Here is a 24,271-nt window from a genome sequence, read left to right as displayed (position 1 = left end):
CCGCTACGCCCCAGGCGACGACCACTCCCCGTGACGACCACGATCTCAACCACGGTCGAATAGGCGACAGTTGATTACGCGAGGTCGCCAGAGTGGCACCCGTGCCTGACGGCATCTCAGGCACTCGAACGTGGTAGATGCCTGACGTTCCAGGATGGCGAGGTCCTCCTGAGGCACCAGCGCCGCGACCTCGGGTGCCACGCTTAGAACACGTCTAGAACCGTCACGCTGGTCTCCCGTCGAGCAGGGGAGGGCGGGGAGCCCTTTCGTCAATCGCAGCGTACGCACCGCAATTCTTGGCTGCATCGAGAATCGGTGTCGAGCTCGAAGGGCATCAGTTCGACTGAGTGTCCTGACTCAAGAGAAGTGATGCCGGGCGCGACGCGCCCGCCTGGGGTGCATCAGATGTGCTGAGCCGATCGGCAGGCCCGTGGCTCAGTGGATCTGATGCGAACAGAAGGCGGACGCCGAGATCCGGGGCGGCGTCGAGCTGGGGAGCGCCAGGTTGCCCGAGCCGAGGCATCAGTTCGCCGGTCCCTTCGCATCAGATCCACGCCGAAGCCGGATCAGTTTGAGGTGAACCAGGACACCGGAGGTCGTCGGCGATGAGGCTGTACTCGGTGATGTAGCCGGCGATGAACTCGCGCTACAACAGGATCGCGAGCGTCGCCCAGGTCGCCGCCGCGCCCGCCACAGCGGTGCAGCAGATGAAGCCCCGGTTGGACGCCTGCCGGGGCTTCACCCATGCCGGGCGCCCTGATCAGGCTTCAGGATCCTGGCCTTCATCGTCGTGGCGCTGACCGCGTCGTCTCCGGCCTGCGATTTCTCTCGCTGCCGTCGCGATGACTGCGACAGACGTAAGTACCGATGCGACTTGTTCCAAGACGTCAGTGATCGTCACTGCGGGTCTCCCTACCAGCCCTTGGCCTGGATGAGCTGGTAGGCCCGGAAGGGGATCCAACACATCCAGGGCATGCCTGAACGTGTTGGAGGTCTCTTCCGTCGCGTCCTGAGCCACTACTTGGGGCACGACCGGTAGCCCCGGGTGACTCGCCCCCCTCTGCATTGCTGCGTCATGGGGGACAGACACCTTTAGTGTCGGGCGCTATCGCGAAGGGACGATACTTCCCTCTGCCCTCCACGGCACTTCGCTGGGGCCCGCGGCGTGTTGGCTGAGTCGAGGCATCAGTTCGCCAGTTCCCTTCGCATCAGATCCACTGAGCTGGATCAGCCGGCTTGTCCGGCTCATGCTGCTGCTCCCATCCGACCCCCATGATCCGCTGTGGAAGAGCGCAGCCGACGACTGCGGAGACCTCCCCTCCGTCATGTCGATCCGTGGATGGGTCGGCGATGCCGCCAAGATGTGGCCCGAAGGGGCTCCCCGCATGCTGGCTGAGATGGTCCTCATCGCGTTCGGCGATCTCGGCGAGAACACCCTGCGCCTGCTGTCGCAAGCGGTCGTAGCCCCGAACTCCCGCGCCAGCACCGGAACCGGTGTCGGCGCCGCGTGGGCCGCCCGCGCCCGCGAGACCGCCATTGACGTTCTGGCTGAGGCCGATCCATTGGAGGAGAGGCTCGCCGCAGGCTGGGACTGACGCGCGTCAGCAGGAGCTTTCGGATCCCGCCGAGGGAAGTGGGCGGCGGCCGCCGTCCGGTCGGCGTGAGCGCGCTGGCCCGGCCCCCAAGGCCGCATGCCCGGACCGGCTGGCCGCCTGGCGCTGAGCGACTTGGACGCCCCCACCACCACGTTCCGCCGTGCGGCCGGGTGACTCCTCGGCCGGTGTCGGCCCTTCACATGCTTCGCATCCAGCAGGATGGCCCGATGAACTCCCCCGTCCCCCAGACGTTCCTCGCCCGGCACGCCGCCACCCTCACCCGGGTCGTCGATGACCACATGTTCGCCGTCGACCAACCCGGCGGGCCGCCCGCCACCTTCCGCCTGCTTTGGCGGTGCCACGCCTTGCTGTCGACAACCCAGACGCCGGAGGGTCCGATCACCAGGTGATCGATGTTGGCGCGAGACCCGGGGATGGCGCGATCGTGCATGACGGTGTATCCCGCGGCCGCGAGCGGTGCGAGGATCCGCGCGGTACGGCGTTCACCGTTTGCGCCTTTGCGCCAGTTCGCCGCGCTCGCCGTTCGGTACCATCCTGCCCCGATGATGCTCGCCTGCCCCACGGCTCGCCCGTCGAGGCCCGAAGCGCCGTGGTAACCCTTTTGTGGCTGTCATCCGGTCCCGTGCGGGTAGCGTCGCCGGGTGCCGTCGGCGATTATCGACGCGACGTGACCGCGCTGCGAAAGGATCGGATATGACGTGGCATCCGTGGACACAGGCGTTCCTCACGGCGGGGGCGGCCGTGGTCGGCTTCGACCCGTCCACGCGCACGTGGGTCACCGACGCCGCCCAGTCTCAGGGGATGGTCGACCTGCCGCCGCTGAAGGGCAAGGTGGTGACCGATCCCGCCTCGCGCGGCCAGGCGGCCGACGACTTCGGGCACCTGGTCCATCAGACCCCCGGGGCCGTGCTGGAGCCCGGCGCCGTGTCGGACATCATGCTGATGATGAAGTACTGCCGGACGCACAACCTGCAGGTGGCCGCGCGCGGCCAGGGACACGCCACCTTCGGTCAGGGCCAGGTCGCGGGCGGTCTGATCATCGACATGACCCCGCTCAACGCGGTTGAGGTGCGGGAGGACACGGCCGTCGTGGAGGCGGGCGCGCTCTGGAGCAGCTTGGCGCAGGCGACCCTGGCCCACGGCCTGACCCCTCCGGTCTTCACCGACTACCTGGAGCTCTCGGTCGGCGGCACGCTCTCGGTGGGCGGTGTCGGCGGCCAGACCCACCACCACGGAGCCCAGGTGGACAGCGTCGTGGAGCTCGAGGTCGTCACGGGGGAGGCCAGCCTGAGGAGGTGTTCCGCGGAGTCGCGCCCCGACCTCTTCCGCGCGGCGCTGGCTGGAAGAGGACAGTGCGGCATCATCACCAAGGCCACCGTGCGCCTGCTGCCCGCCCCCACGACGGTCCGCCACTACCTGCTCTCCTACCCGAGCGTCGCCGCGCTGACCGCCGACCAGCGGCGCGTGGTCAACGACGGCCGCTTCGCCTACGTGGAGGGAGAGCTCGGGCTGCCGACCGGCTCCGCCGGCTGGAGTTACCAGCTTGAAGCGGTCGCCTTCTTCAACGGCACGACCCCGCCCGACGACGCCAGGCTTCTCGACGGTCTGAGCGACCAGCCCGGCGACCGGCAGATCCAGGACATGTCCTACTTCGACTTCCTCAACCGGCTCGCCGCGGGCGTCGCCTATCTGAAGTCCACAGGCGAGTGGTACCGCCCGCACCCCTGGTCGAACATGTTCCTGCCCGCGAGCCGCACCGACGCCTTCGTGGAGGCCGCCATCAAGGACCTGACCGAGACCGAGATCGGCGCCAGTGGCGTGGTCCTGCTCTATCCCTTCCCCCGCTCCCGCCTGCACCTGCCCTTGCTGCGCACGCCCGACGAGGAGACGGTCTTCCTCTTCACGCTGCTCAAAACCGCCTCGCACGGAGCCGAGAGCCCGCAGGACATGGTGGAGGCCAACCGTTCCCTCTACCTGCGCGCCCAAGCCGTCGGGGGTTACCAGTACCCGGTCGGCTCCATACCCACCACGCCTGAGGAGTGGCGCACCCACTACGGCCCCGCATGGGCCGCCTTCCAGGCGGCCCATGAACGCTACGACCCCGACGGAATCCTCACTCCGGGCCAGGGCGTCTTCCCTCCGGGACCGTGAAGTCCGTCGCCGGCCGGGTCGGGCAGCTCCCGCCCGTTGACGGAGGCTACGAAGCCGAGCTCGGCGAGGGCGTCGACCAGCTCGGCGATGTCGACTTCGACCAGGTGCTCGGCGGCGATGCCCTCCTCGGCGGCGGTGACCGGCAGTCCCTCGCCGAGCAGCCGGATCGCCTCCCCGTACAGCGCCGGCAGCTCGATGAACTCGCGGAGCTCCGGCCGGCCGACCACGATCGTCTCCGGATCGTCGTCGTCCGGTCTCATGACCAGCGCGTGGAAGGTGATCCGGCTTTCCGCGGTGACCGGTGCCGAGATCATCGGGCGGTCGGCCCGCAGGCGGGGCACTCGGGGTCGCGGGGGAAGTCGATGAAGTAGGAGTGGTCCCATCGCGCGTAGTTCCAGTGGAAGATCCGCCCGCGCGCCTGGGCCGGCAGCCCGGCGAGGTGGTACATCACCTCCAGGGCGCAGAGGTGGCCGCTGATGTTCGCGGTGGCGGCGACCACCGCGTTCGGCCGTTCCGGCGTCAGCGGGCGGCCGTGCGCTCTGAACTCGCGCTTGGCCTCCTGCGTCGCCAGGCACTGCCAGCACCCGGTCTCGCCGGGAATGTACGATCCCACCACCGCCATCGGCCCGGCGTAGAAGCTGATGAACCACGGGGTGGCCGGTTCGCTGGGCGGCGTCGTTGGTCCAGGCCAGGATGTCCGGATGGGTTCGTCCGCGCAGAGCACCAACGCGTCGCGCCGTCCATCAGCGCGACGACGTCGTCCGGCCCGGTCACCTTGGTGTCTCTGCCTGTCACCTCGGCCGGGAAGACCCGGTCGGCTCCTTGGTCGATCCGTCATCAACCTTCGTCGCGTTCGATGGTGGTCTCGATCTTCTCCAGCCTGCGCAGCTCCAGCTTGAGCTTGCGGGGCTGGGCCTCGACCGTCTGAACGGGCTCGTCCACGTTCCCTCCCATGCAGGAATGTGCTGTGCGCACCCTTTGGACGCTACGGAGCGACGCCATAAAAACGCCATATGGCAGAAAGGACCGCGAAGGATCTGGTGGCGTGCGGGAGTGAGTAGCGTCTGCTCAAGCATTCAAGGCCGCGAACGCCACGAGGTGCGCGGGCCGGGGCGGGCGTATGAGCAGCGAACGCTCTGTCCTCCGGGTGCGGAAAACGCCGGTGACGCCCTGTGGGTGGTGTGACCGATGCACCTCGACGTGAGGGCGGCCGCCGGTCGTCATGGATGGTGTCCACAGATGGGGCATCGGCATGGGGCGAGCGCTAGAGCAATCCCTGCTCTATGCCCTTTTCAATGGTGCCGATCATACTGTTCGCCGTACCCGTGCGGGATGGTTGGAGAATTCGTGATCGGTCGGATGGAAAAGCCCGCTCTCGCCGGCGGCGCAGGAATTTCTGCCTTGTCGGTAGAGTTTCCGAGATTGACTCGTGCCAACGATTTCTGGACCCAGAAGCGCCCTGACCCGATCCCCTCAGGTGAGGGGCAGGGCTTCGTCCGCCTCCTCGCGTCCGAGGAACAGAAACCCACCGACGACCTGTACGAGGCGGAACGCCGCCCGTACATGCGAGACGCGTTCCGCGGGAGCAGGGAAAGGCGGGTTCTCGCCGAGGGCGAGGGCGCGCTCGACCTGGAGGCGAGGGCGCTGGAGAAGCTGTTGCGCGCCCGGGGCGCCGGACTGGACTCCGTCGACGCGGTCATGGTGTCCTCGTTCCTGCCCGACACGTTCGGGCCCCAGAACGCCGCCTACCTGACCCATCGTCTGGGAATGACCGTGCCCGCCTGGAATTTCGAGTCCGCGCAGAACGGCTCCATCGTGGGGTTGCAAAGCGCGGCGGCGCTCGTCCGGTCGGGCGAGTACGAACGGGTCGCGGTCGTGGTGTCGTACGCCGTCAGCAGGCTCGTCGATCCGGAGGACACCATGTCCTGGTTCTTGGGTGACGGCGCCGGAGCGTTCTTGGTGGAACGGTGTCCTGCCGGCTCGGGCGTGCTCGGCGCGAAGGTGATCGGCACCCAGGAGACCTGCGGGGCCTACGAGTTTCCTCTGGAAGTCGAGCCCGACGGTCATACGGCGCGGGTCCGGCTGCGATGGGGCGCCCCGGCACCGGGGGCGCAGATGCGGGACGACGCCGGCGACCAGATGAGAACCTGCGTCGAGGGGGCGCTGCGGAAGTCCGGCCACGCGATCGAGGACGTCGACTTCTTCATCTTCAACACTCCGGTCGCCTGGATGGCCTCGTACTTCGCGAAGAAGCTGGGAGCCGACCCGGACAAGACCATCAGCACCTATCCGCTGTACGCGAACATCGGCTCGGCTCTCACACCGGTCAATCTTTTCCACGCCGCGGAGTCCGGCAGGGTCAGGCCGGGAGACCTGGTCGTCCTGTTCGGCGTGGGCTCGATCTCCACCGCCGGCGCCCTCGTCATGCGATGGGGCGACGTCGCCCTGGGACCGGTGCCCGAGCCCGGCACCCCGGCTCCCCTGTCCGACCCGATGGACGACGGCAAGGAGACGAGCCGGTGATGTCACGCGAAGCGATGGGGTCCATGCCAGACGAGCCTCTGTTCGTCGACCATCTGCTGGAGGTCCTGAAGGCCAACGGAGTACGGAAGGTCTTCGGGCTTCCCGGCAGCGCGATCGGGCCGCTCCTGCAGGGCCTGCTGATGGAGACGGGGATCGATCTGATCGTCTCCCGGCACGAATCCGGAGCCGTGGCCATGGCCGACGGATACGCGCGGGTCACCGGGGGGCTCGGGGTGGCCATCGTCACCAGCGGTCCGGGCGCGCTCAACGCCCTGCCCCATCTGGCCGTGGCGAACGCGGACAACTCCCCGGTCCTGCTGATCAGCGGTGAGGCCGCTCAGGCGCGTCACGGGCGCGGAGCCTTCCAGGAGAGCGGCAGGGACGGTGTGGACGTCGTCGACGCCTACCGCACATGCACCGCCTACAGCCGCTCCCTGACGGACCCCGGCTCGGCGGTGACCCTTCTCGACAACGCGTTGCGGCACGCTCTGTCGGCTCCACGCGGCGCGGTGCATCTGAGCGTCCCGGTGGACCTGTACAGCCGGCCCTGCCCGTCGCCGGTCGTGCCCGGCGGGGTGAGCACGACGTGGGGCCCCTCCGTGCCCGACGAAGCGGCCGACATGGCACTGACCGCGCTGCTGACCGCGTCGCGCCCGCTGATCCTTCTGGGCAACGGCAGCCGCCAGGCGCTCAGCGAGACGCCTTCGCTGGGGGCGGAGTTCGTCGGCTTCTGCGCCCGGCACGGGCTGCCGGTGGCCACCACCACCAAGGCCAAGGGCTTGTTCCCCGAGGACCAGGAGGAGGCGTTGGGCGTGGTCAGCATCGGCGGCTCCGCCCGTGCGCACGCCTACATCGAGCGGCCTCTGGACACCGTGCTGGTGCTGGGCAGCAGTCTCGGTGAGTGGGCGAGCCGCAACTGGACGCCCGTTCTGCAGGCTCGCGACACGTTCATCCACGTCGACGCCGACCCGACCCGGATCGGCCGTTCCTACCGGGCGGACGTCGGCATCACGGCGGACATCGCCCTGTTCCTGCGGGCACTCCTGCGCGCGGACGCCCGGCGCCGCGGGCAGGACGGGCACGATGGGCACGGTTCGCCCGCCTCGCGCCGGGCGGCCCTGAGAGGGCTGCCCCCCATCCATCCCAGCGTCCCCGCCGAATACCACGAACTCACCCCGGTCAAGCCTCAGGTCGTCATGCACCATTTGAGGGAGTGGCTCTCCCAGGACGCTGAGCGGATCCTGCTGCTGGACGCCGGCAACGGCACCGGATGGTTCACCCGGCAGGTCCCCGTCAGCCCTCCATCCCGTGCGCTGCTGCCCTGGGGGATGGGCAGCATGGGCTGGGCCAACGCCGCGGTCGTCGGCGCGAAGGCCGCCCGCCCCGACCTCACCTGCGCCACCATCACCGGAGACGGCGGCTTCCTGATGAATGCCGTGGAGATCGCCACCGCCACCCGGCAAAGGCTCGGCGCCATCTGGATCGTCCTGCAGGACGACTCCTTCAACACGGTCCGCCAGGGCATGAACCACGCCTACCCTGGCAGCCGCCACATCACGGACGAGGTGTTCCGGCTGGGCGCCCCCGACCTCGCCGGTCTGGCACGTGACCTGGGCGCTCAGGCCCATTCGGTCGACCACCCGGGGCAACTGGCCGGCGCCCTCAGCCTGGCCGAGAAGCTGGCTTTTGAGGAATGCCGTCCTCAGGTCGTCCGCGTGCACGTCGATCCTGACGGGCCGGGGCCGTTCGACGACCGCAACGACGCGGTGACCGATTCCTTCCAGATCCATTGAGCCGCCGAGAAGGCCGCCGCCGTCGATGTCCCGGGGCGCGGTCCCGGCGGTCGTGCGCGAGAGAACGGCCGAAGTCGAGGCCGCTCCCGCTCGCGAGAGCCCGCAGGGCAGCCGCTGAGGGCCGCGCTTGGCCCACCGGGCGGGACGCCGGGCCCGAGGTTCCCGCCCAGGTCGGGAGGGAACCTCGGGCCCGGCCGTTACCAGGCGAACTGGACGCTGTAGTCCCCGCCGTCCTCCTTGAACGCCATCGGGACCGGCGTGTTGCCGGGGCCGTACTTGCGGTAGTTCGCGCCCAGGATGTCATCGCCCCCGGGCCCGCCGGCCAGCGCGTCGTCCACCTGCCGGCGGAGTTCGTCGCGCATCGCCGCCCAGTTCGACGACCAGAAGTTCAGCTGGTAGGCATTGTGCATGGCCGTGTCGATGTACGCCATGTCGTTGGAATCGAGGTCCCGGCCGCCGTCCTGCTCGACCATCACCGTGGCCGTGAACACCGAGCCGGCGCTGCTCGACGTGATCGTCTTCGACAGGTTGTAGGTCTTCCCGCTGTAGGTTTCCAGGCCCGGGTCGACCAGGACCGTCTTCGTGTCGGTCGGGTTGCTGAGGTTCCCGCCGAACACCACGAAGTACGGGTTGTCCGGGTCCCATGTGTCGGCCGTCTCGACGCACTTGATCTGGGTCAACCGCAACGACCCGGCCGCGTTCGCGGGCGTCGCGGCCAGCATGAGCCCCAGTGCGGCCAGCGCCGCCCCACCGAGCCGAACAAATGATGTGAATCTCGGCATGAATCTCCTCCGTTTCTTGAATCGGGACAGGCAGGAGGGGCGTCCTGGTCGGCCTTGCCCCGCTCCCGTCCGCGCGTCAGGATTCACTGACAGCAACCAGCGTGGGTGACGAGACGGAAACGGCCTAGAGTAGCCATTGCTTGAGTCGCGGACGCGGTCGCGAAACCTGGGGGCCGCCGGGAGGACACGTCGGATTGTTCATCCGGTCTGGGACACAATGGTGTGGTATTGTGACGCCGATTGCGTGCTTTTATACCGATTGCGCAAAGCGGGATGAAGCGTGCGCTTTATGATGATCTGGGATGTCGTGTATCGCTTCTCTGGGACTCATCTCGTCATCCCCGCCCATCCGGCGTCACCTCTGACCCGGTCAGTGGCGCAAGAGGCCGCCGGCCCGGCAACCCGCCCGACCCCTTGGGAAGCGTCATGAAAGATCCCTGGCCGTTGGTGGGGCGGGACAAGGAGCCGGAGCAGTTCACGGCGGCTCTCGCGCGTCCCGGCTGTCAGGCCTTCCTCATCACCGGCGCCCCGGGGGTCGGCAGGACGCGCCTGGCCGACGAGTGCCTTCGCCTGGCCGCCGGCGAGGGCGGCGTGGTGGCCCGGGTGGTGGCGAGCCAGGCCGCGGCGAGCATCCCGCTTGGAACGTTCGCGCATCTGCTGGCCGTCGCGATGGCGGAGAAGACGCCGGAAGGTCCCGTGAGCGGGTCCGGCCCCATCGTCCCGGACGCGGTCGGTCTCTACTCCTGGGCTCGCCAGGCGCTGCGCCGCAGGACGGGCGGCCGGCGTCTGGTGTTGCTCGTCGACGACGTGCACCTGCTCGACGCGGTGTCGCTCACCTTGCTGGGGCAGCTCATGGAGGCCGGTGACGTCTTCCTGCTGGGGACCCTCCTGGTGAACGAGCCGCCCCCGGACGTCCTGCACCGCATGTGGTCGGCCGGCCGTGCCACATGGGTGCAGTTGTCCAGCCTGACCGGCAGGGACGCCAAGGTCCTGCTGACGCGCGCCCTGGGCAGCCCGGTCACCGCCGACACCGCCGCGACCCTCTGGAACGTGAGCCACGGAAACGTGCTGTACCTGCGGGAGCTGGTGCTCGGCGCACTGGAGAGCGGAGCTCTCACACCGCGCGCGGGAGTATGGCGGCTCGGGAACGAGCCGCTGCCGACGCGCCGCCTCCAGGAACTGGTCGCGGACCGGATGAGAACGCTGGAGCCCCCGGCGCGGGCCGTGCTCGAGCACCTGGCGGTGTGCGGGCCGGTCGGGGCCACCGCGCTGACCGCGCTCGCACCCATCGAGGTACTCGAAGACCTGGAACGGTCCGGCCTCGTCGAGATCAGGGCCGACGGGCGGCGCAGGCCGGTGACCCTGTCCCATCCCTTGTACGCGCAGGCGATCCGGGACGGGCTTTCGCGGCCCGTCGTCGAGCGCGTCCTGAGAAGGCAGATCGCTCAGGTGCACGAGCTGGGGGCGCGACGGCTCGACGACACGGTGAACGTGGCGATCTGGCAGCTCGACGGCGGGGGCCAGGCCGATCCCGGGCTTCTCGTGCGGGCGGCGCGCCTGAGCAGGAGCGCCAGTGACTTCCCCCGGGTCGAACGGCTGGCCCGCGCCGCGCTCACGGCGGCCGATTCGCGCCTGGCCGCCGAGGTGGGGCACCTACTGGGCGAGGCGCTGAGCCATCTCGGCCGGGTCGCCGAGGCGGAGGAGGTCTTCGCGCTCGCCGCCGCAGGAAGGGCCGCCGCCGACGACGCGGGCGGCACGCCGGTCGCCCCGATGCGGGCACTGAACCTGTCGTGGGGCGCGGAGTATCCGGACCAGGCGCTGGCCGTCGTCGACCGCATGCGTCCGGCGCTGGACGGAACGCTCGCCGGCGAGCTGGACGTGGTCTCCTCGCTGGTGCTGACGCTGGCGCACCGGCCACGCGAGGCCTATCGCATTCTCGCGGGGGAGGAGGGCCGGCTCACAGAGCCGGCGAGCCGCCTCGGCTCGCTCGCCCGGGTCGCCGTACTCGCGGCGCTCGGCCGGACAGGGGAGGCCATCGCGGCGTCGGATGCCACACCACCCGAGGACGCGCCGGACGCCGGCCTCGACTTCGGAGTGCATCCGGTCTTCCACACCTATACCCGGGTCATGGCCCTGTACTCGGCCGGCCTGCTCACCGAGGCGATCGCCGCGGCGGTGCGCGGGCTCGAGCAGGCGATCGTCGACAACGTGGTCACCACGCACGCGGCCTTCAGCGCCTTGCTCGGACGCTGCCATCTGACCGCGGGCCGCCCCCGTACGGCGATCCGGTGGTTCCGCGAGACCGCGGCCATCGCGCACGCCAACGGCCTCACCGGGCAGCTCCGGCTCGCCTACGCCGGGCTGGCGATGGCGCACGCCTTCCTGGGGGACCCGGACGCGAGCAGAGACGCCATCTTCGACATGAGCCCTCTCACCGAGGCCGCGATGAGCCAGGGCCTGCCGCCTCAGGCGCACGCGTGGAGCCTGGCCGTCAACGGTGACACCGGGCGGGCGATCGACCGGCTGCTCGCCGCGGCCGCCGACGTGGAGGTACGCGGAGAGCTGGTGCTGTACTCGACGCTCCTGCACGACGTCGCCAGGCTGGGAGAGCCGGAGCGCGTGGCCGACCGGCTGGCCGAGCTGGCCTCCACCGTCGACAGCGCGATGGTGACCGCGCGCGCCTGGTACGCGGCCGGCGCGGCCCGCCTCGATCCGGAGCTTCTCGATCAGGCCTGCGGCGCGTTCGAGTCGCTGGGCGCCTGGTTGTACGCGGCCGAAGCGGCGGCGCAGGCGCAGCGCCACAGCGGCGGGGCGCGGGGGAAGGAGGCGCGCGCCGTACGCATCACCGGGCTGATGCGCCGATGCGAAGGCGCTCGGACACCGCCGCTGCTCGAGGTCGGCCCACCTGCCTCGCTGAGCCCCCGGGAGAAGGACGTCTGCCTGCTGGCCGCCCAGGGGTTGTCCAGCCGGGAGATCGCCGCCGAGATGGTCCTGTCGGTCCGGACGGTCGACAACTACCTGCAACGGGCCTACACCAAGCTCGGCATCTCCCGTCGTGGCCGGCTCGCCGAGGCACTGGCGGTCTACTCCGAGGCGGAGCCCGCCGATCGGCGGGCCGATTGAAGGTGGGACAGGGCCTGACGGCACAGCAGCAGCGTCGGATGGCCGGCCGCCACGACCCCTCGCAGGACGCCCTCCGCTCGGCGGTACAGCGCCGTCGCCCCGTCGAGGTCGCCGGCCTCCTGCCTTATCCGGGCGAGGTTGCAGAGCGTCGCCGCCAGCTCGGGGTGATCCGCTCCGAGCACCTTCTCCTTGATCGACAGGCTCCTCGCCAGCGATCCGGCCGCGTCCTCCACCCTCCCGGCCGCGTATTCGGCGGTGCCGAGATTGTGGAGGACCACCGCGACCTCGTGGTGTCCCGGGCCGTACGTCCGCTCGAACACCGTCAGGACGGCGCGGAGCGACTCGGCGGCCTCGTCGTGACGCCCCAGAGCGAGGACGACGGCCGCCAGCGCGCCGCGGTCCGCCGCCGTGGCGGGGTGGTCGGCGCCCAGGGCGCGCTCCCGGATCGTGACCGCGCGCCGGGCGGCCGGCTCGGCCGCCGAGAGGTCGCCGCGGGCGTGCGCCAGACCGCCGAGGTTGTGGTACACGGAGGCCAGTTCCGGGTGGCCCGGGCCGAGCCGCCGCTCCAGCACCTCGCGTACCCGGTCGTAGAGCGCGGCGGCCTCCTCGAACCGGCCCGCGTAGCGCAGGGTCATGCCGAGTTCGTTGCAGGGGGCGGCGATTTCCACGCTGTCGTCGCCGAAGGCCGCCTCGGCCAGGGTCAGGGCCGCGCGAAGCCGGCTCTCGGCGAGGGGGTAGTCGCCGCCGTCACGCGATGAGGCCCCAAGCGCCGTCATGGCCTGGACGCGCGCCCGCACCTCGTCGTCCTCCGGCACGTACGGCGCCGCCTCGGGCGCCGGTATCCGGCTCTCGTCCACCATCACACCGCCTTCCCGGTCGCCGCGGCCGGCGCCGTACGCTGACTTCGTCAGTGACACCGGCGCCGGCCACGGACGCCGCGACTCGTCAGGCCGCCGCGAGCACCGGCAGGACGACCTCGTTGTGGTTGGTGGTGAGCGCAGGCAGGACGACCTCGTTGTGGTTGGCCGTGATCGTAGGCAGGACGACCTCGTTGTGGTTGGACGCCAGCGCAGGCAGGACGACCTCGTTGTGGTTGGGCGAGAGCGAAGGCAGGACCACCTCGTTGTGGTTGGCCGCGATCGCAGGCATGTCGGCATTGATGTGAGCGGGCGAAGTCGTCCGCGGGGTGACTTCCAGGTCGTTTCTCATGATGCGTCCCTCCGTTGGTCTGGCAAGCCGGACGGCCCCGGCCCGCACTGCGCTTTCCGGAGACAGGCAACAGCGGATCCACCCAGGTGGGATAGAGCAGTGAATACTCCATCCGCCGGACGCGGACGCCACGCGGAGGCGTCACCCGCCTCCTCGCGGCGTCCGGCGTGGCCGGGCGTCACGTCATGGTCGAGCCGCGACCGCCGGGGCGCTCAGCACGTCCCCGCGTACGACGTGACATGGCTGTAGCACGCGGGCTCGTCCGGGTCATGGGAAACGCTGAGGCCCTGCAACTGGAGCACGTACGCCATGGTCCCTCACCTCCTCCCCGTTTCGTCGGCTGCGGAAGGCCGCAGGTCGAGCAGGGGCGCGATGGATCCGTTGCCGCCGAACACGAGACCGAGCGCGACGAGGACCCCCGCCCCTCCCGTCTCCAGATCCATCGACAGCCGCAGCAACTGGTTGCCGGGGAACGCGAGGTGCCCCTCGTACGACAGGGCGTGCCACGCGAGCCGGCGCACGTGCTCGCGAACCACGGACCTGTCCTCGGGCCTGCCGAGCAGGTGGAGAGCGGCGATGGTGCCGGCCCGCCCCATGAACAGGAAGGGGTGCCGGACGAAGGGCGCCCGGCAGGCCCGGCGAGCCCCGTCGATGACGCGCGCGAAATCCGGTTCGTCCTGCCAGTTCGGGAACCGGGACAGGACCAGTGCCAGGCCGGCGCCGCCGGTGCCGAGATAGGCGTGGTAGCGGTTGCCCTCGAGCAACTGGAACGTGCCGTCGGGCAGAGCCCTGCCGCGGGCGATCTCCCGGCGCAGCGCCAGCCGGGCCAGATCGAGGTGGCGGCTCTCGTGGGTGGTCTCGTGCAGCCGCAGGAAGTAGAGCCCGGCCCCGGTCAGGCCGTACTGGAGGCCCGTCCTACCCTCGCCCGGGAACATCCGCGACCCGCCGTCCAGGAGTTCCGCGGCCAGCCGGTCTCCGATGCCCAGGGCCTCCGCGCGGAGCGCGTCATCCCCCGTGACCCGCGCGAAGTGCAGCAGGCTGAGGCCCGCGCCGGCCAGCCCGCCGTGAATTCCCGGCGTCACGAGAAGGTCGTGCGCCGTGCGCGCCCGGTCCAGAAGGTCGAGGGCGTCGTCACGGCGGCCGAGCGACTCCAGGGTCGCCGCCACACCGTGCAGCCCGTCGAACAGGCCCGGCCGGGGGTCGGGACACCGGCGCGCGGCGGCGACGAGCCAGTCCACGTGGCCGGAGGGTATCGGGGCGCCGACCTGGTGAAGCGCCCAGAGCACCCCGGCGGCGCCGTCGGCCACGGTGAACCCGCCGGTGAGGAACTGCCGTGGATCCCCGGGGAAGAGCCTGTCCTGCCGTTCGGGGGTCGCGCTCGCGTTGATCCCGGCCACGAGCGAGTCACGGATGGCGGGCCAGTCCACGTCCGCGGCGGTGAACATCGACGCCGGCCGGTCCGTGCCGAGGGGTCCCCTGGCCGCGCTGAACCGCCGGATCATGCGGGGGCCGAAGGCCGGGGGCACCGGGAAATGCTCGGTGACGACCTCGGTGAGGGTGGCCAGCTTGACCGGGTCGCGATCCTGCAGCGGGGTGATCGGGAGGAACATCCACTGGCGCAGGCAGTCCAGCAGGTACTCGTCGGCCTCGCGTCCGCGCAGATGCGAAGGCGCGGAGAACCCCAGGGCGCCGAGGCCGGGAGGCCGGGGGTCGGCCAGGTCGGAGGCGATCTCGAAGTCGATCAGGGCGACGCGCCCGTCCGGGCGCACGATGACGTTCCCGGGGTGGAGGTCGTTGAAGCCGACGCCCCGGGCGTGCACGGCCATGAGGGCGTGATCGACCTTGGCCAGCACGCCGGTCGCCCACCGCGTGTAGGCGGCCAGTGCCTCGGCGGTGGGATCGGGTCCGGCCAGCGGGTAGCTGGAGAACACCTCCTCCATCAGGGTGAGGCCCTCGACGTACTCCTCGACCAGGAAGTGGTGCTCCCAGATCACCACGTAGTCGAGCACCCGGGGGACGCAGTCCAGGCCGCTCAACCGTTCCAGGATGTCGCGCTCGCGGCCCAGTCGCGTCACCGCGTCGACGCCGTGACGGTCCAGGCCCGCGTGCGGGCGGGCCTCCGACAACACCACGTGGCCGCCGGCGGCGTCGCGGCGGGCCAGGTAGACCCCGCCGCCGTTGGAGAAGTGCAGCGGCCTTTCGATCCGGTAGGGGAACTCGTCCGGGCCGCCCGGGCGCACCCTGGCCAGTGACGCGCGGAGCACCTCCGGCACGCGGACCCATTCCGGCACCGTGAACACCGGAGAGCGCCGGTCCGGCACCAGCCGCCCGTCGGGCGCCCGCAGCGCGTAGGTCACCTCGCCGTCCGGCATGACCAGCGTCATCGGCCGGAACGCGCCGTAGCGCACGTACACCGGCGAATCCTCGTACCGCAGGTCGCTGAGGATGTACGGACCGGTGAAGCCGGACAGGACCTCGGCCAGCGCGGGCAGCGCCTCCGTCAGTTCACGCTCGTCCCTCGGGTAGATCGTGATCAGCTTGCCGCTGCTTCCCCGATCGGCGTACTTGCTGTTCAGCAGCCGCGTCGCGGGCCCGCTGCGGAGGAACTTGACCGGAAGGCCGCGGTCGAGGCAGAAGTCCACCACCAGCCGGCAGACGGTGGCGGCGTCGGCGTCGGAGGACGAGACGTGGATCTTCCAGCCCTGGTCCGGGAGCGCGGCACGCGGGGGGCGCAGGACGACCCACAAGCTCTCCTCCCCTCGCCGCCATCCGCGGGGAAGACGCGTGGACGCCGCCGGAAACAGGGCGTCGCGGTCCTTGATCCGCGAGGGCGTGTCGAAGAAGAGGGGGTCGGCCTGGCAGTGGACGAGCAACTGCCGCGACGCGGTGTCCATGGAACTCCTGGTAGGTGAAGCGTGCGGAGACGTAGGCGAGGTGTGTCCGCCTTCTGCGTCAGGCCTCCGGCCGCGGACCCGGGCGGGGATCGAGGATTACCGGCAGTTCGAGCAGATAGCGCACCCGGCCCTGCCGTTGACGTGGCGGCCGCGCGTCACGGGCGAGGTCCATGTCCGGGAAGCGCCGCGCGAGTGTCCCGATGGCGATCCGCGCCTGGGCCCGGGCCAGGGCCGCCCCGAGGCAGTGATGGCGGCCCTGGCCGAAGGCGAGGTGGGGGTTGGCCGGCCGTCCGATGTCGAGCACGTCGGGCTCGTCGAAGACGCGTGGATCCCGGTTCGCCGCCACGAGGGAGGCGGCGACGAGTTCGCCCTCCGGGACGAGCGTGCCGTCGATCTCGATCGAGGTCGCGGCGTACCGGGGCAGGCCCACGGGGAAGGGCGTCACGTACCGGAGCAGTTCCTCGACGGCGGGGACGATGAGCTCGGGGTCCTGCGTGAGCCGGGTCCACTGGTCCCGGTGGCGCAGCAGGGCGGCCGTGCCGTTGGCCAGCAGGGTGGCCGGTGCCCGGTGACCGGCGGTCATCAGCAGCCGTGCCGCGGCGACGAGGTCGTCCTCCGCCGGCCGGTCCGCCTCGCCCGCGAGGACCCAGCCGAACAGGTCGTCGGAGGCGTGCCCCTTCCTGGTCCGGATCAGCGCGCGCAGGTAGTCGTCGACATCGTGGTGCGCGTCGCCGGGGTGGGCGCGCATCCTGTCGACGAGCCACTCGTGGATGTAGCCGCGATCCCGCCGGGGCACGCCGAGCAGCTCGCACAGGACGATGACCGGCAGGGGAAGCGCGAACGCCGCCACCAGGTCGATCGCCTCGTGCCGCCGCGGCACGGCCAGCAACGCGTCGGCCTCGCGCTGGATGCGGGGACCAAGCGCCCGCACCCGCCTCGGCGTGAGGTACCGGCCGATCATCCGGCGAAGCCGGGCGTGCTCCCGGCCGTCGATGGTGACGAGATCCCGTTCGCCCTCGTGTGGGATGGCCGGGGACTGGAGCCGGAAGCCGGCCGTGATCGCGACACCCGCGGCCGGCCCCGGATCGGCGAGGGCCGTGGTCGCCCGGTGCCCGGTGAGAATCCAGGACGGCGCCACACCGGCCACGTTGATCCGGTGGACCGGGCCGGTCTCCCGCAGCCGCCCGATCAGGACGGGATCGTTCAGCAGAGCCGGGGTGAGGGCGGGGAGGCGCGACGGTGACAGCTCCGGCCGGTCCCGCCGCCCGCCGGACGGCCGGGTCAGCTCACCCAGAAAGGACACGATCCTCTCGGTCAGCGTGCTCGGCACGTCGGCGGAGAGCGTCAGCGCCGGACCGTACAGGTCGGCGACGCGGACCTCGCCCTGGCCGGTGCCACGCGCGGAGTCCACGGCCACCACCGCGGCCACCCGCTCAGGGTGACGGCCCGCGATCTCCAGGGCGGCCCGCCCGACGTCGCCGTAGCCGAGGAGCACGGCCTGGTCAGGGCTGCCTGGAGCCGCCAGGACGTCGCTCACGCGCCCGGCGCATCCGGCCGGGTCGCCTGCCGGCACATCGGCGACCTGAACCCGCCACCCGCGGCCGGTGAGCTCGTGCTCCAGCCGCTCGCTTCCGGCACCCCGGTTGAGGATCACCATCGCCGGCCCGGGTTCCTGGTCCCCGGTGGCTGTGACGGGGGGCGCGCCGATCGCGCCGCCGGTAGTCATCATCATCCGCGCCCCTTCGGTTCAGGGGCGATTCGATCACGGAGGCTTGCCACCGGCTTGCAGGCGGCTTACATCGTGACGCACAGGGGGGCGGGCGTGGCCGGACGCGACGCCGGCAAGGCTACGGATCGCCCGCCACCGCGCCGGCCGATCCCGGATCCCACCGCTCCGAGGTCAGGCCGAGGGCCGTGGCCAGCGCCGTCCGCCGGGAGATCCCCAGCTTGGTGTAGGACCGTTGCAGGCAGTTGTCGACCGTCCGCACCGAAAGCGACAGCCTCGCGGCGATGTCCCGGCTGGCCAGCCCTCTGGCCGCCAGCGAGCAGATGTCCTTCTCGCGCTTGCTCAGCGGGACGAGGGCCTGGAAGGCCAGCAGCGGCGGGGTCCGCGCCCCCTCACATTGCCGCAGCAGCGCCCGGACCCGGGTGGCGGCCGAGTTCTTCCGGGAATCGCTCGTCCACCGGTGGGCCTGTGCCGTGGCCTCGGCCGCGTAGAGCATGGCTCCGAGCGACTCGAAGGCCGCCGAGGCGCGCAGGAGGACCGCCGGATCCGACAGCGCGGACCCGGCGGCGTAGAGCGAGAAGGCCGCCACCATCGCGCTGTCCGTGGCGGCCTCCAGTGCCTTGAGGCGGTTCACCACAGGCTCGGGCGCGCCGAGGCGGGCGACGTCATGAAGCAGCGCGGCGCACAGCATGAAGTCGCCGCCCGATTCGAGGCCGTCGGCCGCGGTGAGCAGCAGTTCGATCGCCCGGCCGGTGTAACCGGTGACGGCCAGGTTCCAGGCGTCCGCGACGACCGGCAGGCCCTGCCTCGCGGAGCCTCCGGCCGACCGGCCCATCTCCTCCACGGCCTGGCGGCTCGCGGCTTCGTCGGCGAGACAGGAGTGTGCCATCGTCAGGCCCGCGTAGGCGAGGCGGAGCCGGCCCGCCATGGCGTGGGCGCGCGAGATCGCGGCGGCCTCGCGGAACCATCGAATGGCGGTGCGCGGCCGGCCCGCCGTCAGGTGGCAGTGCCCCAGCAACTGGGCGAAGGCCACGTGCGTGGTGGTGACGCCCCGGGCGACCGCCTGCTCCAGCCCCTGCTCGGCCGGCGCGACGGCCTCCCCCAGCCGCCCCGCGCAGTACAGGGCCACGACGCGGCCGTAGGTGTGCAGTATCGCGTTGTCGGCGATCGTCGTTCCGCCGGGCTCCCCCTGTGCCGTGGCGCCGGATAAGTCGAGAGCGTCCTTCGTCCTGCCCATCGCCGAGAAGGCCGCGATCTTGGCGAGCCTGCTCCAGGACCCGCCCACGCCGTCCCGTCCTCCGGGCGCCGCGGCCGGCGGCTCGTGCGCCTGCCGGGGACGATGGCACAGGGTGAGGATCAGCGCGGCGAACGCCGCGAGATCGCCGTCAGGAGGGTCGCCGTGTGCGGACAGGCAGCGGTCGAGCAGGGACAGGGCGCGATCCGGTTCGGCGCATCCCCAGGCCAGGTTCAGCGCCCGCGGCAGGACGATCGCCGGTTCTCCCGCGTCGCCCGCCCCCGCGCGCTCAAGGCTCTCGAAGACCTTCTCCGCCTCGGTGACCCGTCCGAGATGGCCGAGCGCCTCGCCCAGCGACCTCGCCGCCCGCACGCTGAGCGCGGCGTCGCGGCCGTCGGCGATCACGGCGCGTGCCAGCCGTTCGACCTGGGCGAAGTCGCCTGCGTCGCCGCTCCGCCGCATCGCGCGCCGCAGCAGTTCGGGGGCGGCTCTGCCGACCCGGTCGAGCTGCCAGCGCGCCAGCCGCGCCGCGTCGTCCGCCCGGCGTGCCCCCGACCGGCGCACCCGATCGATGTGTTCGTGGAGGATCCTGTCGATGGCGAGCCGGGGGAGCCGGTCTCGGATCGCCGCCGCGTACAGCGGATTCGCCGGCGTCACCAGCCGCCGGCGCCCGTCGGGCCGCACGACGATGAGCCGGGATCGTTCCAATTCCGCCAGCATCTCGGCGGACGTGAACGTGGTCAGGGTGGATACCCCGAGCGGCCGGCACACCGCCAGGTGTTCCAGAACGGCGCGGGCCTTCGGTCCGAGGGTCGCCATGTGCGCGTCGACCAGTTCCCGCAGGCGGCTCGTCGGCCGGGGCTCTCCTTTCAACCGCCAGATCCCGTCGGTCATGGCCAGGGTCCGCTCCTCCAACGCGCCCACCACCAGCTCCCGCAGGAACAGGGGGTTGCCCCGGCTGGCCCGCCAGAGGGCGGCGCAGGTGTCGCGGGTGACCGGTCCGCCGAGCACGCGGGAGGTCAGGGCGGTGACCTCGGCTCGCCCCAGGTCGGCCGGCTCGACCCACAGCGTCCGTTCGCGGGACCACATCCGGTGGGTGTCGAGCCGCGCCGGCTCGTCCTGCCGCACCGTCGCGACCAGGAACACCTCACCGGCCTCGACGAGAGCGGCGAGGAGGGTCAGCGACTCCTGGTCCAGGAGGTTCAGGTCATCGACGAGCAATATCAGCCGCCCCCCGTCGGTTCCGCCGCGCCGCGCCCGGCGGAACCACGAGGACAGGGCGATGCCGACCGAGTCACCGCCCGCGCCGTCCCGGTCGCCCGCGCCGGTCTCGGACGCCGTGGGCGAGGCCAGCAGGTGAGCGAGGGCACCGAACGGCACTCCGGCCGTCGTGCGGCTGGCGACGACGCGGGCGACCGGCCGGCCCTCGCCCGCGGCCAGGGCGAGACACTCGTCGGCCAGGCGCGTCTTGCCGACCCCCATGGGACCGGTGAGGATGAAGGCGTCGCGATCCCGGTGGGACAGCGACGTCTTGAAGAGCTCCAGTTCCCTCTCGCGGCCGGCCAACGGCCAGGGATCGGTCACGGGCCTCACCAGGGCAGGGGGACGGGCGGCTGGGGGATGAGGCCGCCGTGGCGTCGGACCTCGTCCATGAGGTACCCGTGTGAGTCGTCCATCAGGGCCAGCCGCCGGGCGGGGTCGGCCAGCAGACGCCCGTCCCGCTTCAGAATCCGGCCGGCGACCATGACCGTGTCGACGTTGCCCGCGTGCGCGTGCATCACCACGGCCGCCACCGGGTCGTTCACGGGCAGCATGTTGGGGGCGTCGCCGCGTACGACGATGATGTCGGCCTCCTTGCCCGGAGTCAGCGTGCCGATGCGCGAGGCCAGGCCGAGCGCCTCCGCGCCGTTGATCGTCGCGCCTTCCAGGTGGGAGAGGGTGGATGGCCGGATGTCGTCGGGACCGTGGTTGCGGGCCAGGTCCAGGTCGTTGCGCAGCATCCGCTCCGTCTGCAGGGCGAGCCTGACCTGGGGGAACAGGTCGCCGGAGTTGTTGGAGATCACGTCGCAGCCGAACGTGCACTTGCCGCCCACGGCCATGAACCGCCCGTGCGCCGGATGTCCCATCCCCATCTGCATCTCGGTCTCCGGCGTCGTCGAGATGGCGCCGCCGGTCTCGACCACCCGGCGCAGCTCGTCGTCCGTCGTCTGGTTCATGTGCACCCAGACGAGGTCCGGGCCCAGCAGCCCGGCCTCGTCCAGGAACGCCACCTCGCTCACCGGTTGCGGGAACATGACGGCGTTGGCGTGGAGGGTGATCCGCAGCCCCAGCTCACGGGAGACGGCGACCTCCTCGGTGACCCTCCCGATGCCCGCGACCAGCACGTCGGACAGGCTGATGCCCATCGTGACCAGTCCCTGGTCGGAGGAGAGCTCCTTGGCCCGCAGTTCCCGGGCGTGCTCGATGCGCGCGGCGAGGGTGGCGAAATGCGGGTGGGGCACGGGGACGTCGTTGAGCCCGAGCGCGAAGACCGATCGGATGCCCGAGTCCCGGGTGCCCTGCAGGGCGGCCGCCGCGTGCTCGGGTGTGTTCACGCAATGGGAGAAGTCGAGGACGGTGGTCACACCCGCGTCGATCGCCTCCAGCATGCCGAGGTAGTTGCCCGCGTACATGTCCTGCGGGCGGTAGAAGACCGCCGATTGGAAGCGGATGGCGCGGATGTAGTCCTTCAGCGACCAATCGTGGGTGACCCCGCGGAGCTGGGTCTGCCAGACGTGCCGATGAGTGTCGACCATGCCGGGCAGGACGATGCAGCGGCCGGCGTCCACCACGTCGGCGTCGACGCCGGACAGATCGGGCTCGATGGCCGCTATCAGGCCGTCCTCGACCAGGATGTCGGCGCGGCGGGGACGGCTACCGGGTTCCATGGTGAGGACGGTGCCGTCACGGAGGAGGATTCGGTCTGGCATGAGCGCTCCACGGTCGTAGGAAGGTCCGCGCCAAGCACAACTCATCGCCCCGCGTCGCGTCCAAGACCTGCCGCGGCCCGATTGATAGCCATCCGCTGATCACGGGGACGCCGGTCCCACCGGTGCGTCGCCGGCTCCGGGGCGCCACGGCCGCCGGATATCCCACCCGATGACCGTCTCGTCCCCTTGCGAGACGAACGGGCAAAATGGGGGAGTCCATACTTATGCCATGGATCTCAACTTACGGCTGGTGCGCTACTTCGTAACGGTCGCCGAGGAGATGCACTTCGGCCGTGCCGCCGCACGGCTGTTCATCGCGCAGCCATCCCTGTCCGCCCAGATTCGCCGCTTGGAGCAGGAACTGGGCGCGACCCTGCTGTCGCGCAGCACCCGGAAGGTCGAGCTCACCCCCGCGGGAGAACGGTTCCTCCAGGCGGCCAAGCGGCTGCTCGCCGCGGCTCAGGAGGCCGTCGACGCCGCTGTGGGAGACGAACCCCTGCGGATCGCGACCATCGTGGACGGCCTGGACACGGTGCCGCTGATCCTGAGGATGTTGCGCCGGCGGCATCCGTCACCGGAGATCGTCCACGGCATCGCGGGCATGGTGAGCCAGATCGCCGAAGTCCGGGCCGGTCGGCTGGATCTGGCCGTCGGCCTGTACACCGAGCATCATGCCGAGCTGGACTTCGAGATCATCCGCCTCGACCCGGTGGGCCTGGTGCTGCGGGAGGACGATCCGCTCGCGGCGCACGCGGAGATTCCCGTGAACCGTCTGGGCAAATGCCGCTGGGTGTTCGGCAACATCGACCACACCCCCGATTGGGTCGGCTTCGTCCTGGCGTTCCTCGCCGAGGCCGGAGTCCGGCCTCGGCCACCGGTTTCCGGTCAGACTCCGCTGTCGAGCATGCTGGAGCAGGTGCTCGAAAGGAACGCGGTGGCGGCCTGGCCCGAATCCTGCCCGCCCCCCGGCCCGGGACTGGTCGTCCGGCCGCTCGTCGACCCCTCACCGGTCTTTCCGTGGTCCATGGTGTGGCGGCGTGACCGGATGAGCGACCGGATCCGGGCCTTCCAGGCGGCCGCGCGGGTCACCGCGGCCGAGAGCGGGTGGCTGGCCGATCCTGTACCCCCGCTGTGAGACCGCCAAATCCTGGCCATGGTCGGCCAAAATCCCCTTTTCCTACGTATTGAGTGGGTATGCTGGCGGATGTTGCCGTTCTTCACCGAGGGGATCGGATGGCCCTACCGGACTTCCTGGTGATCGGAGCGCCGAAGGCGGGGACCACCGCCCTGCACGCCGCGCTCGCACGACACCCCGCGCTGTTCATGTCCGCGGTCAAGGAGCCGAAGTTCTTCCTCACGGACGGGCCGCCGCCGACGCGGGGCGGGCCGGGCGACGCGCAGACCTTCCGGGAGCACGTCTGGCGCCGCGAGGACTACGAGGCCCTGTTCGACCAGGCGCCGCCGGGAACGGTGCGAGGCGAGTCCACCCCGTTCTACCTGTACGACCGCAAGGCACAGCGCCGGATCCACGCCATGGTCCCGGGCGCGAAACTGATCGTCGTCCTGCGCGACCCGGTCGAGCGGGCGCACTCGAACTGGACGCACCTGTGGTCGGCGGGGCTGGAGCCGATCGGCGACGTGGTGCGCGCCTGCGCCGAGGAGGAACGCCGCATCGCCGCGGGCTGGTCGGCCTTCTGGCACTACGTCGGGCTCGGCCGGTACGGCGAGCAGCTCCGGGACCTGTTCAAGCTGTTCTCCCCGGCCAACGTCCTGGTGTTCCGTTACCGGGACCTCGTGGACGCGCCGCTGGCGACCCTCGACCGCATCTGCGAGTTCCTCGGCGTGGAGACCGGGCTGATCGCCGAGGTGCCCCGGGAGAACGTCACCGCCCACCCCGAGCACACCCTGCGGCACCAGGCGCTGTCGCGCGTGATGCGTGTGGGCGCGGCCGTGGGGCGTCACCTGCCGGGCGCGCTGGCGGGCCGCCTCACCGAGTCGCTGGAGGGCGCCCTCCAGGACAACGGCCGCCCGCGCCGCCCCCTGAGCTGGGACGAACGGCAGGCGCTGATCCCCCGGTTCGAACGGGACGTCGCCCTGCTGAGTCAGGTGACGGGCGAGGACTTCGGTGACTGGCTCGGGCCGCGCGAGCGGACGGGAGGGCTGATGGGCGACCGTCCGCCCGGCCAGCGCCAGGCCCGCAACGGCCGCCCGCGCATCTCCTGACCGGAGGCCGCCCCTCACCGGGAGGAGC

Annotated in this window: 17 protein-coding genes and 1 pseudogene; 8 read left to right on the top strand and 10 right to left on the bottom strand. The window is 71.1% G+C overall.

Going from position 1 to position 24,271, the window contains the following annotated elements; all coding sequences use genetic code 11:
• Positions 1-1,385: 1,385 nt before the first annotated feature.
• Together AB0H21_RS26270 and AB0H21_RS26265 are read left to right on the top strand one after the other, a co-directional pair.
• Positions 1,386-1,595, top strand: a complete 210-nt coding sequence (locus AB0H21_RS26270; RefSeq protein WP_358521343.1) for a hypothetical protein — start codon at positions 1,386-1,388, stop codon at positions 1,593-1,595.
• 227 nt (positions 1,596-1,822) lie between these two features.
• Positions 1,823-2,005 (top strand): hypothetical protein, encoded by a 183-nt coding sequence (locus AB0H21_RS26265; protein WP_358521373.1) that lies wholly within the window; start codon positions 1,823-1,825, stop codon positions 2,003-2,005.
• A gap of 2 nt (positions 2,006-2,007) precedes the next feature.
• On the opposite strand, the pseudogene AB0H21_RS26260 reads toward AB0H21_RS26265, so the two are convergent.
• Positions 2,008-2,178, bottom strand: a pseudogene (locus AB0H21_RS26260) (hypothetical protein); the annotation flags it as partial.
• Between the two features lie 131 nt (positions 2,179-2,309).
• Here AB0H21_RS26260 and AB0H21_RS26255 point away from each other — a divergent pair.
• Positions 2,310-3,767 (top strand): FAD-binding protein, encoded by a 1,458-nt coding sequence (locus AB0H21_RS26255; protein ID WP_358521341.1) that lies wholly within the window; start codon positions 2,310-2,312, stop codon positions 3,765-3,767.
• Here the strand turns inward: AB0H21_RS26255 and AB0H21_RS26250 are convergent.
• Together AB0H21_RS26250 and AB0H21_RS26245 are read right to left on the bottom strand one after the other, a co-directional pair.
• Positions 3,710-4,081 carry a hypothetical protein gene (locus AB0H21_RS26250; protein WP_358521339.1) on the bottom strand — a complete coding sequence of 124 codons (372 nt, stop codon included), beginning with the start codon at positions 4,079-4,081 and terminating at the stop codon, positions 3,710-3,712. The genes AB0H21_RS26255 and AB0H21_RS26250 overlap by 58 nt on opposite strands.
• A complete protein-coding gene (locus tag AB0H21_RS26245; protein ID WP_358521337.1) occupies positions 4,078-4,605 on the bottom strand; it encodes a TOMM precursor leader peptide-binding protein in 528 nt (175 codons plus the stop codon). The genes AB0H21_RS26250 and AB0H21_RS26245 overlap by 4 nt, the downstream gene beginning before the upstream one ends.
• Positions 4,606-5,189: 584 nt before the next feature.
• Between AB0H21_RS26245 and AB0H21_RS26240 the strand changes: the two genes are divergently transcribed.
• Both AB0H21_RS26240 and AB0H21_RS26235 read left to right on the top strand, forming a co-directional pair.
• Positions 5,190-6,290 (top strand): 3-oxoacyl-ACP synthase III family protein, encoded by a 1,101-nt coding sequence (locus AB0H21_RS26240; protein WP_358521334.1) that lies wholly within the window; start codon positions 5,190-5,192, stop codon positions 6,288-6,290.
• Positions 6,290-8,083 carry a thiamine pyrophosphate-binding protein gene (locus tag AB0H21_RS26235; protein WP_358521370.1) on the top strand — a complete coding sequence of 598 codons (1,794 nt, stop codon included), beginning with the start codon at positions 6,290-6,292 and terminating at the stop codon, positions 8,081-8,083. The genes AB0H21_RS26240 and AB0H21_RS26235 overlap by 1 nt, the downstream gene beginning before the upstream one ends.
• A gap of 197 nt (positions 8,084-8,280) precedes the next feature.
• Here the strand turns inward: AB0H21_RS26235 and AB0H21_RS26230 are convergent, their stop codons facing one another.
• Positions 8,281-8,865, bottom strand: a complete 585-nt coding sequence (locus AB0H21_RS26230) for a hypothetical protein (RefSeq protein ID WP_358521332.1) — start codon at positions 8,863-8,865, stop codon at positions 8,281-8,283.
• Positions 8,866-9,291: 426 nt separating this feature from the next.
• On the opposite strand from AB0H21_RS26230, the gene AB0H21_RS26225 reads away from it, so the two are divergent.
• Positions 9,292-11,988 (top strand): AAA family ATPase, encoded by a 2,697-nt coding sequence (locus AB0H21_RS26225; protein ID WP_358521329.1) that lies wholly within the window; start codon positions 9,292-9,294, stop codon positions 11,986-11,988.
• On the opposite strand, the gene AB0H21_RS26220 is transcribed toward AB0H21_RS26225, so the two are convergent.
• The 6 genes from AB0H21_RS26220 to AB0H21_RS26195 form a co-directional block, all read right to left on the bottom strand.
• A complete protein-coding gene (locus tag AB0H21_RS26220; RefSeq protein WP_358521326.1) occupies positions 11,949-12,848 on the bottom strand; it encodes a tetratricopeptide repeat protein in 900 nt (299 codons plus the stop codon). The genes AB0H21_RS26225 and AB0H21_RS26220 overlap by 40 nt on opposite strands.
• An 85-nt stretch (positions 12,849-12,933) precedes the next feature.
• Complete coding sequence (locus AB0H21_RS26215; protein WP_358521323.1) at positions 12,934-13,137, bottom strand: hypothetical protein; 204 nt, start codon at positions 13,135-13,137, stop codon at positions 12,934-12,936.
• A 377-nt stretch (positions 13,138-13,514) separates the two neighbouring features.
• Positions 13,515-16,091 carry a class III lanthionine synthetase LanKC gene (gene lanKC / locus AB0H21_RS26210; protein ID WP_358521321.1) on the bottom strand — a complete coding sequence of 859 codons (2,577 nt, stop codon included), beginning with the start codon at positions 16,089-16,091 and terminating at the stop codon, positions 13,515-13,517.
• Positions 16,092-16,149: 58 nt separating this feature from the next.
• Complete coding sequence (locus AB0H21_RS26205) at positions 16,150-17,823, bottom strand: cytochrome P450 (RefSeq protein ID WP_358521319.1); 1,674 nt, start codon at positions 17,821-17,823, stop codon at positions 16,150-16,152.
• Positions 17,824-17,938: 115 nt separating this feature from the next.
• Complete coding sequence (locus AB0H21_RS26200) at positions 17,939-20,635, bottom strand: helix-turn-helix transcriptional regulator (protein ID WP_358521317.1); 2,697 nt, start codon at positions 20,633-20,635, stop codon at positions 17,939-17,941.
• A gap of 5 nt (positions 20,636-20,640) precedes the next feature.
• Complete coding sequence (locus tag AB0H21_RS26195; RefSeq protein ID WP_358521314.1) at positions 20,641-22,020, bottom strand: amidohydrolase family protein; 1,380 nt, start codon at positions 22,018-22,020, stop codon at positions 20,641-20,643.
• A gap of 229 nt (positions 22,021-22,249) precedes the next feature.
• Between AB0H21_RS26195 and AB0H21_RS26190 the strand changes: the two genes are divergently transcribed.
• Complete coding sequence (locus tag AB0H21_RS26190) at positions 22,250-23,155, top strand: LysR substrate-binding domain-containing protein (RefSeq protein ID WP_358521311.1); 906 nt, start codon at positions 22,250-22,252, stop codon at positions 23,153-23,155.
• Positions 23,156-23,253: 98 nt separating this feature from the next.
• Positions 23,254-24,243: a sulfotransferase gene (locus AB0H21_RS26185; protein WP_358521308.1), complete on the top strand. Its 990-nt coding sequence runs from the start codon at positions 23,254-23,256 to the stop codon at positions 24,241-24,243.
• Positions 24,244-24,271: the final 28 nt, after the last annotated feature.

The sequence above is a fragment of the Sphaerisporangium sp. NPDC051011 genome, from assembly GCF_040653595.1.
GTDB lineage: Bacteria > Actinomycetota > Actinomycetes > Streptosporangiales > Streptosporangiaceae > Sphaerisporangium.
This window is presented reverse-complemented; position numbering and strand designations above follow the sequence as displayed.

What these genes read in the sequence shown, in the direction of transcription:
- AB0H21_RS26270 (WP_358521343.1), top strand. Translation starts at nt 1,386, where the DNA reads ATGCTGGCTGAGATGGTCCTCATCGCGTTCGGCGATCTCGGCGAGAAC.
- AB0H21_RS26265 (WP_358521373.1), top strand. Translation starts at nt 1,823, where the DNA reads ATGAACTCCCCCGTCCCCCAGACGTTCCTCGCCCGGCACGCCGCCACC.
- AB0H21_RS26255 (WP_358521341.1), top strand. Translation starts at nt 2,310, where the DNA reads ATGACGTGGCATCCGTGGACACAGGCGTTCCTCACGGCGGGGGCGGCC.
- AB0H21_RS26250 (WP_358521339.1), bottom strand. Translation starts at nt 4,081, where the DNA reads ATGATCTCGGCACCGGTCACCGCGGAAAGCCGGATCACCTTCCACGCG.
- AB0H21_RS26245 (WP_358521337.1), bottom strand. Translation starts at nt 4,605, where the DNA reads ATGACGGATCGACCAAGGAGCCGACCGGGTCTTCCCGGCCGAGGTGAC.
- AB0H21_RS26235 (WP_358521370.1), top strand. Translation starts at nt 6,290, where the DNA reads ATGTCACGCGAAGCGATGGGGTCCATGCCAGACGAGCCTCTGTTCGTC.
- AB0H21_RS26230 (WP_358521332.1), bottom strand. Translation starts at nt 8,865, where the DNA reads ATGCCGAGATTCACATCATTTGTTCGGCTCGGTGGGGCGGCGCTGGCC.
- AB0H21_RS26225 (WP_358521329.1), top strand. Translation starts at nt 9,292, where the DNA reads ATGAAAGATCCCTGGCCGTTGGTGGGGCGGGACAAGGAGCCGGAGCAG.
- AB0H21_RS26220 (WP_358521326.1), bottom strand. Translation starts at nt 12,848, where the DNA reads ATGGTGGACGAGAGCCGGATACCGGCGCCCGAGGCGGCGCCGTACGTG.
- AB0H21_RS26215 (WP_358521323.1), bottom strand. Translation starts at nt 13,137, where the DNA reads ATGCCTGCGATCGCGGCCAACCACAACGAGGTGGTCCTGCCTTCGCTC.
- lanKC (WP_358521321.1), bottom strand. Translation starts at nt 16,091, where the DNA reads ATGGACACCGCGTCGCGGCAGTTGCTCGTCCACTGCCAGGCCGACCCC.
- AB0H21_RS26205 (WP_358521319.1), bottom strand. Translation starts at nt 17,823, where the DNA reads ATGATGATGACTACCGGCGGCGCGATCGGCGCGCCCCCCGTCACAGCC.
- AB0H21_RS26195 (WP_358521314.1), bottom strand. Translation starts at nt 22,020, where the DNA reads ATGCCAGACCGAATCCTCCTCCGTGACGGCACCGTCCTCACCATGGAA.
- AB0H21_RS26190 (WP_358521311.1), top strand. Translation starts at nt 22,250, where the DNA reads ATGGATCTCAACTTACGGCTGGTGCGCTACTTCGTAACGGTCGCCGAG.
- AB0H21_RS26185 (WP_358521308.1), top strand. Translation starts at nt 23,254, where the DNA reads ATGGCCCTACCGGACTTCCTGGTGATCGGAGCGCCGAAGGCGGGGACC.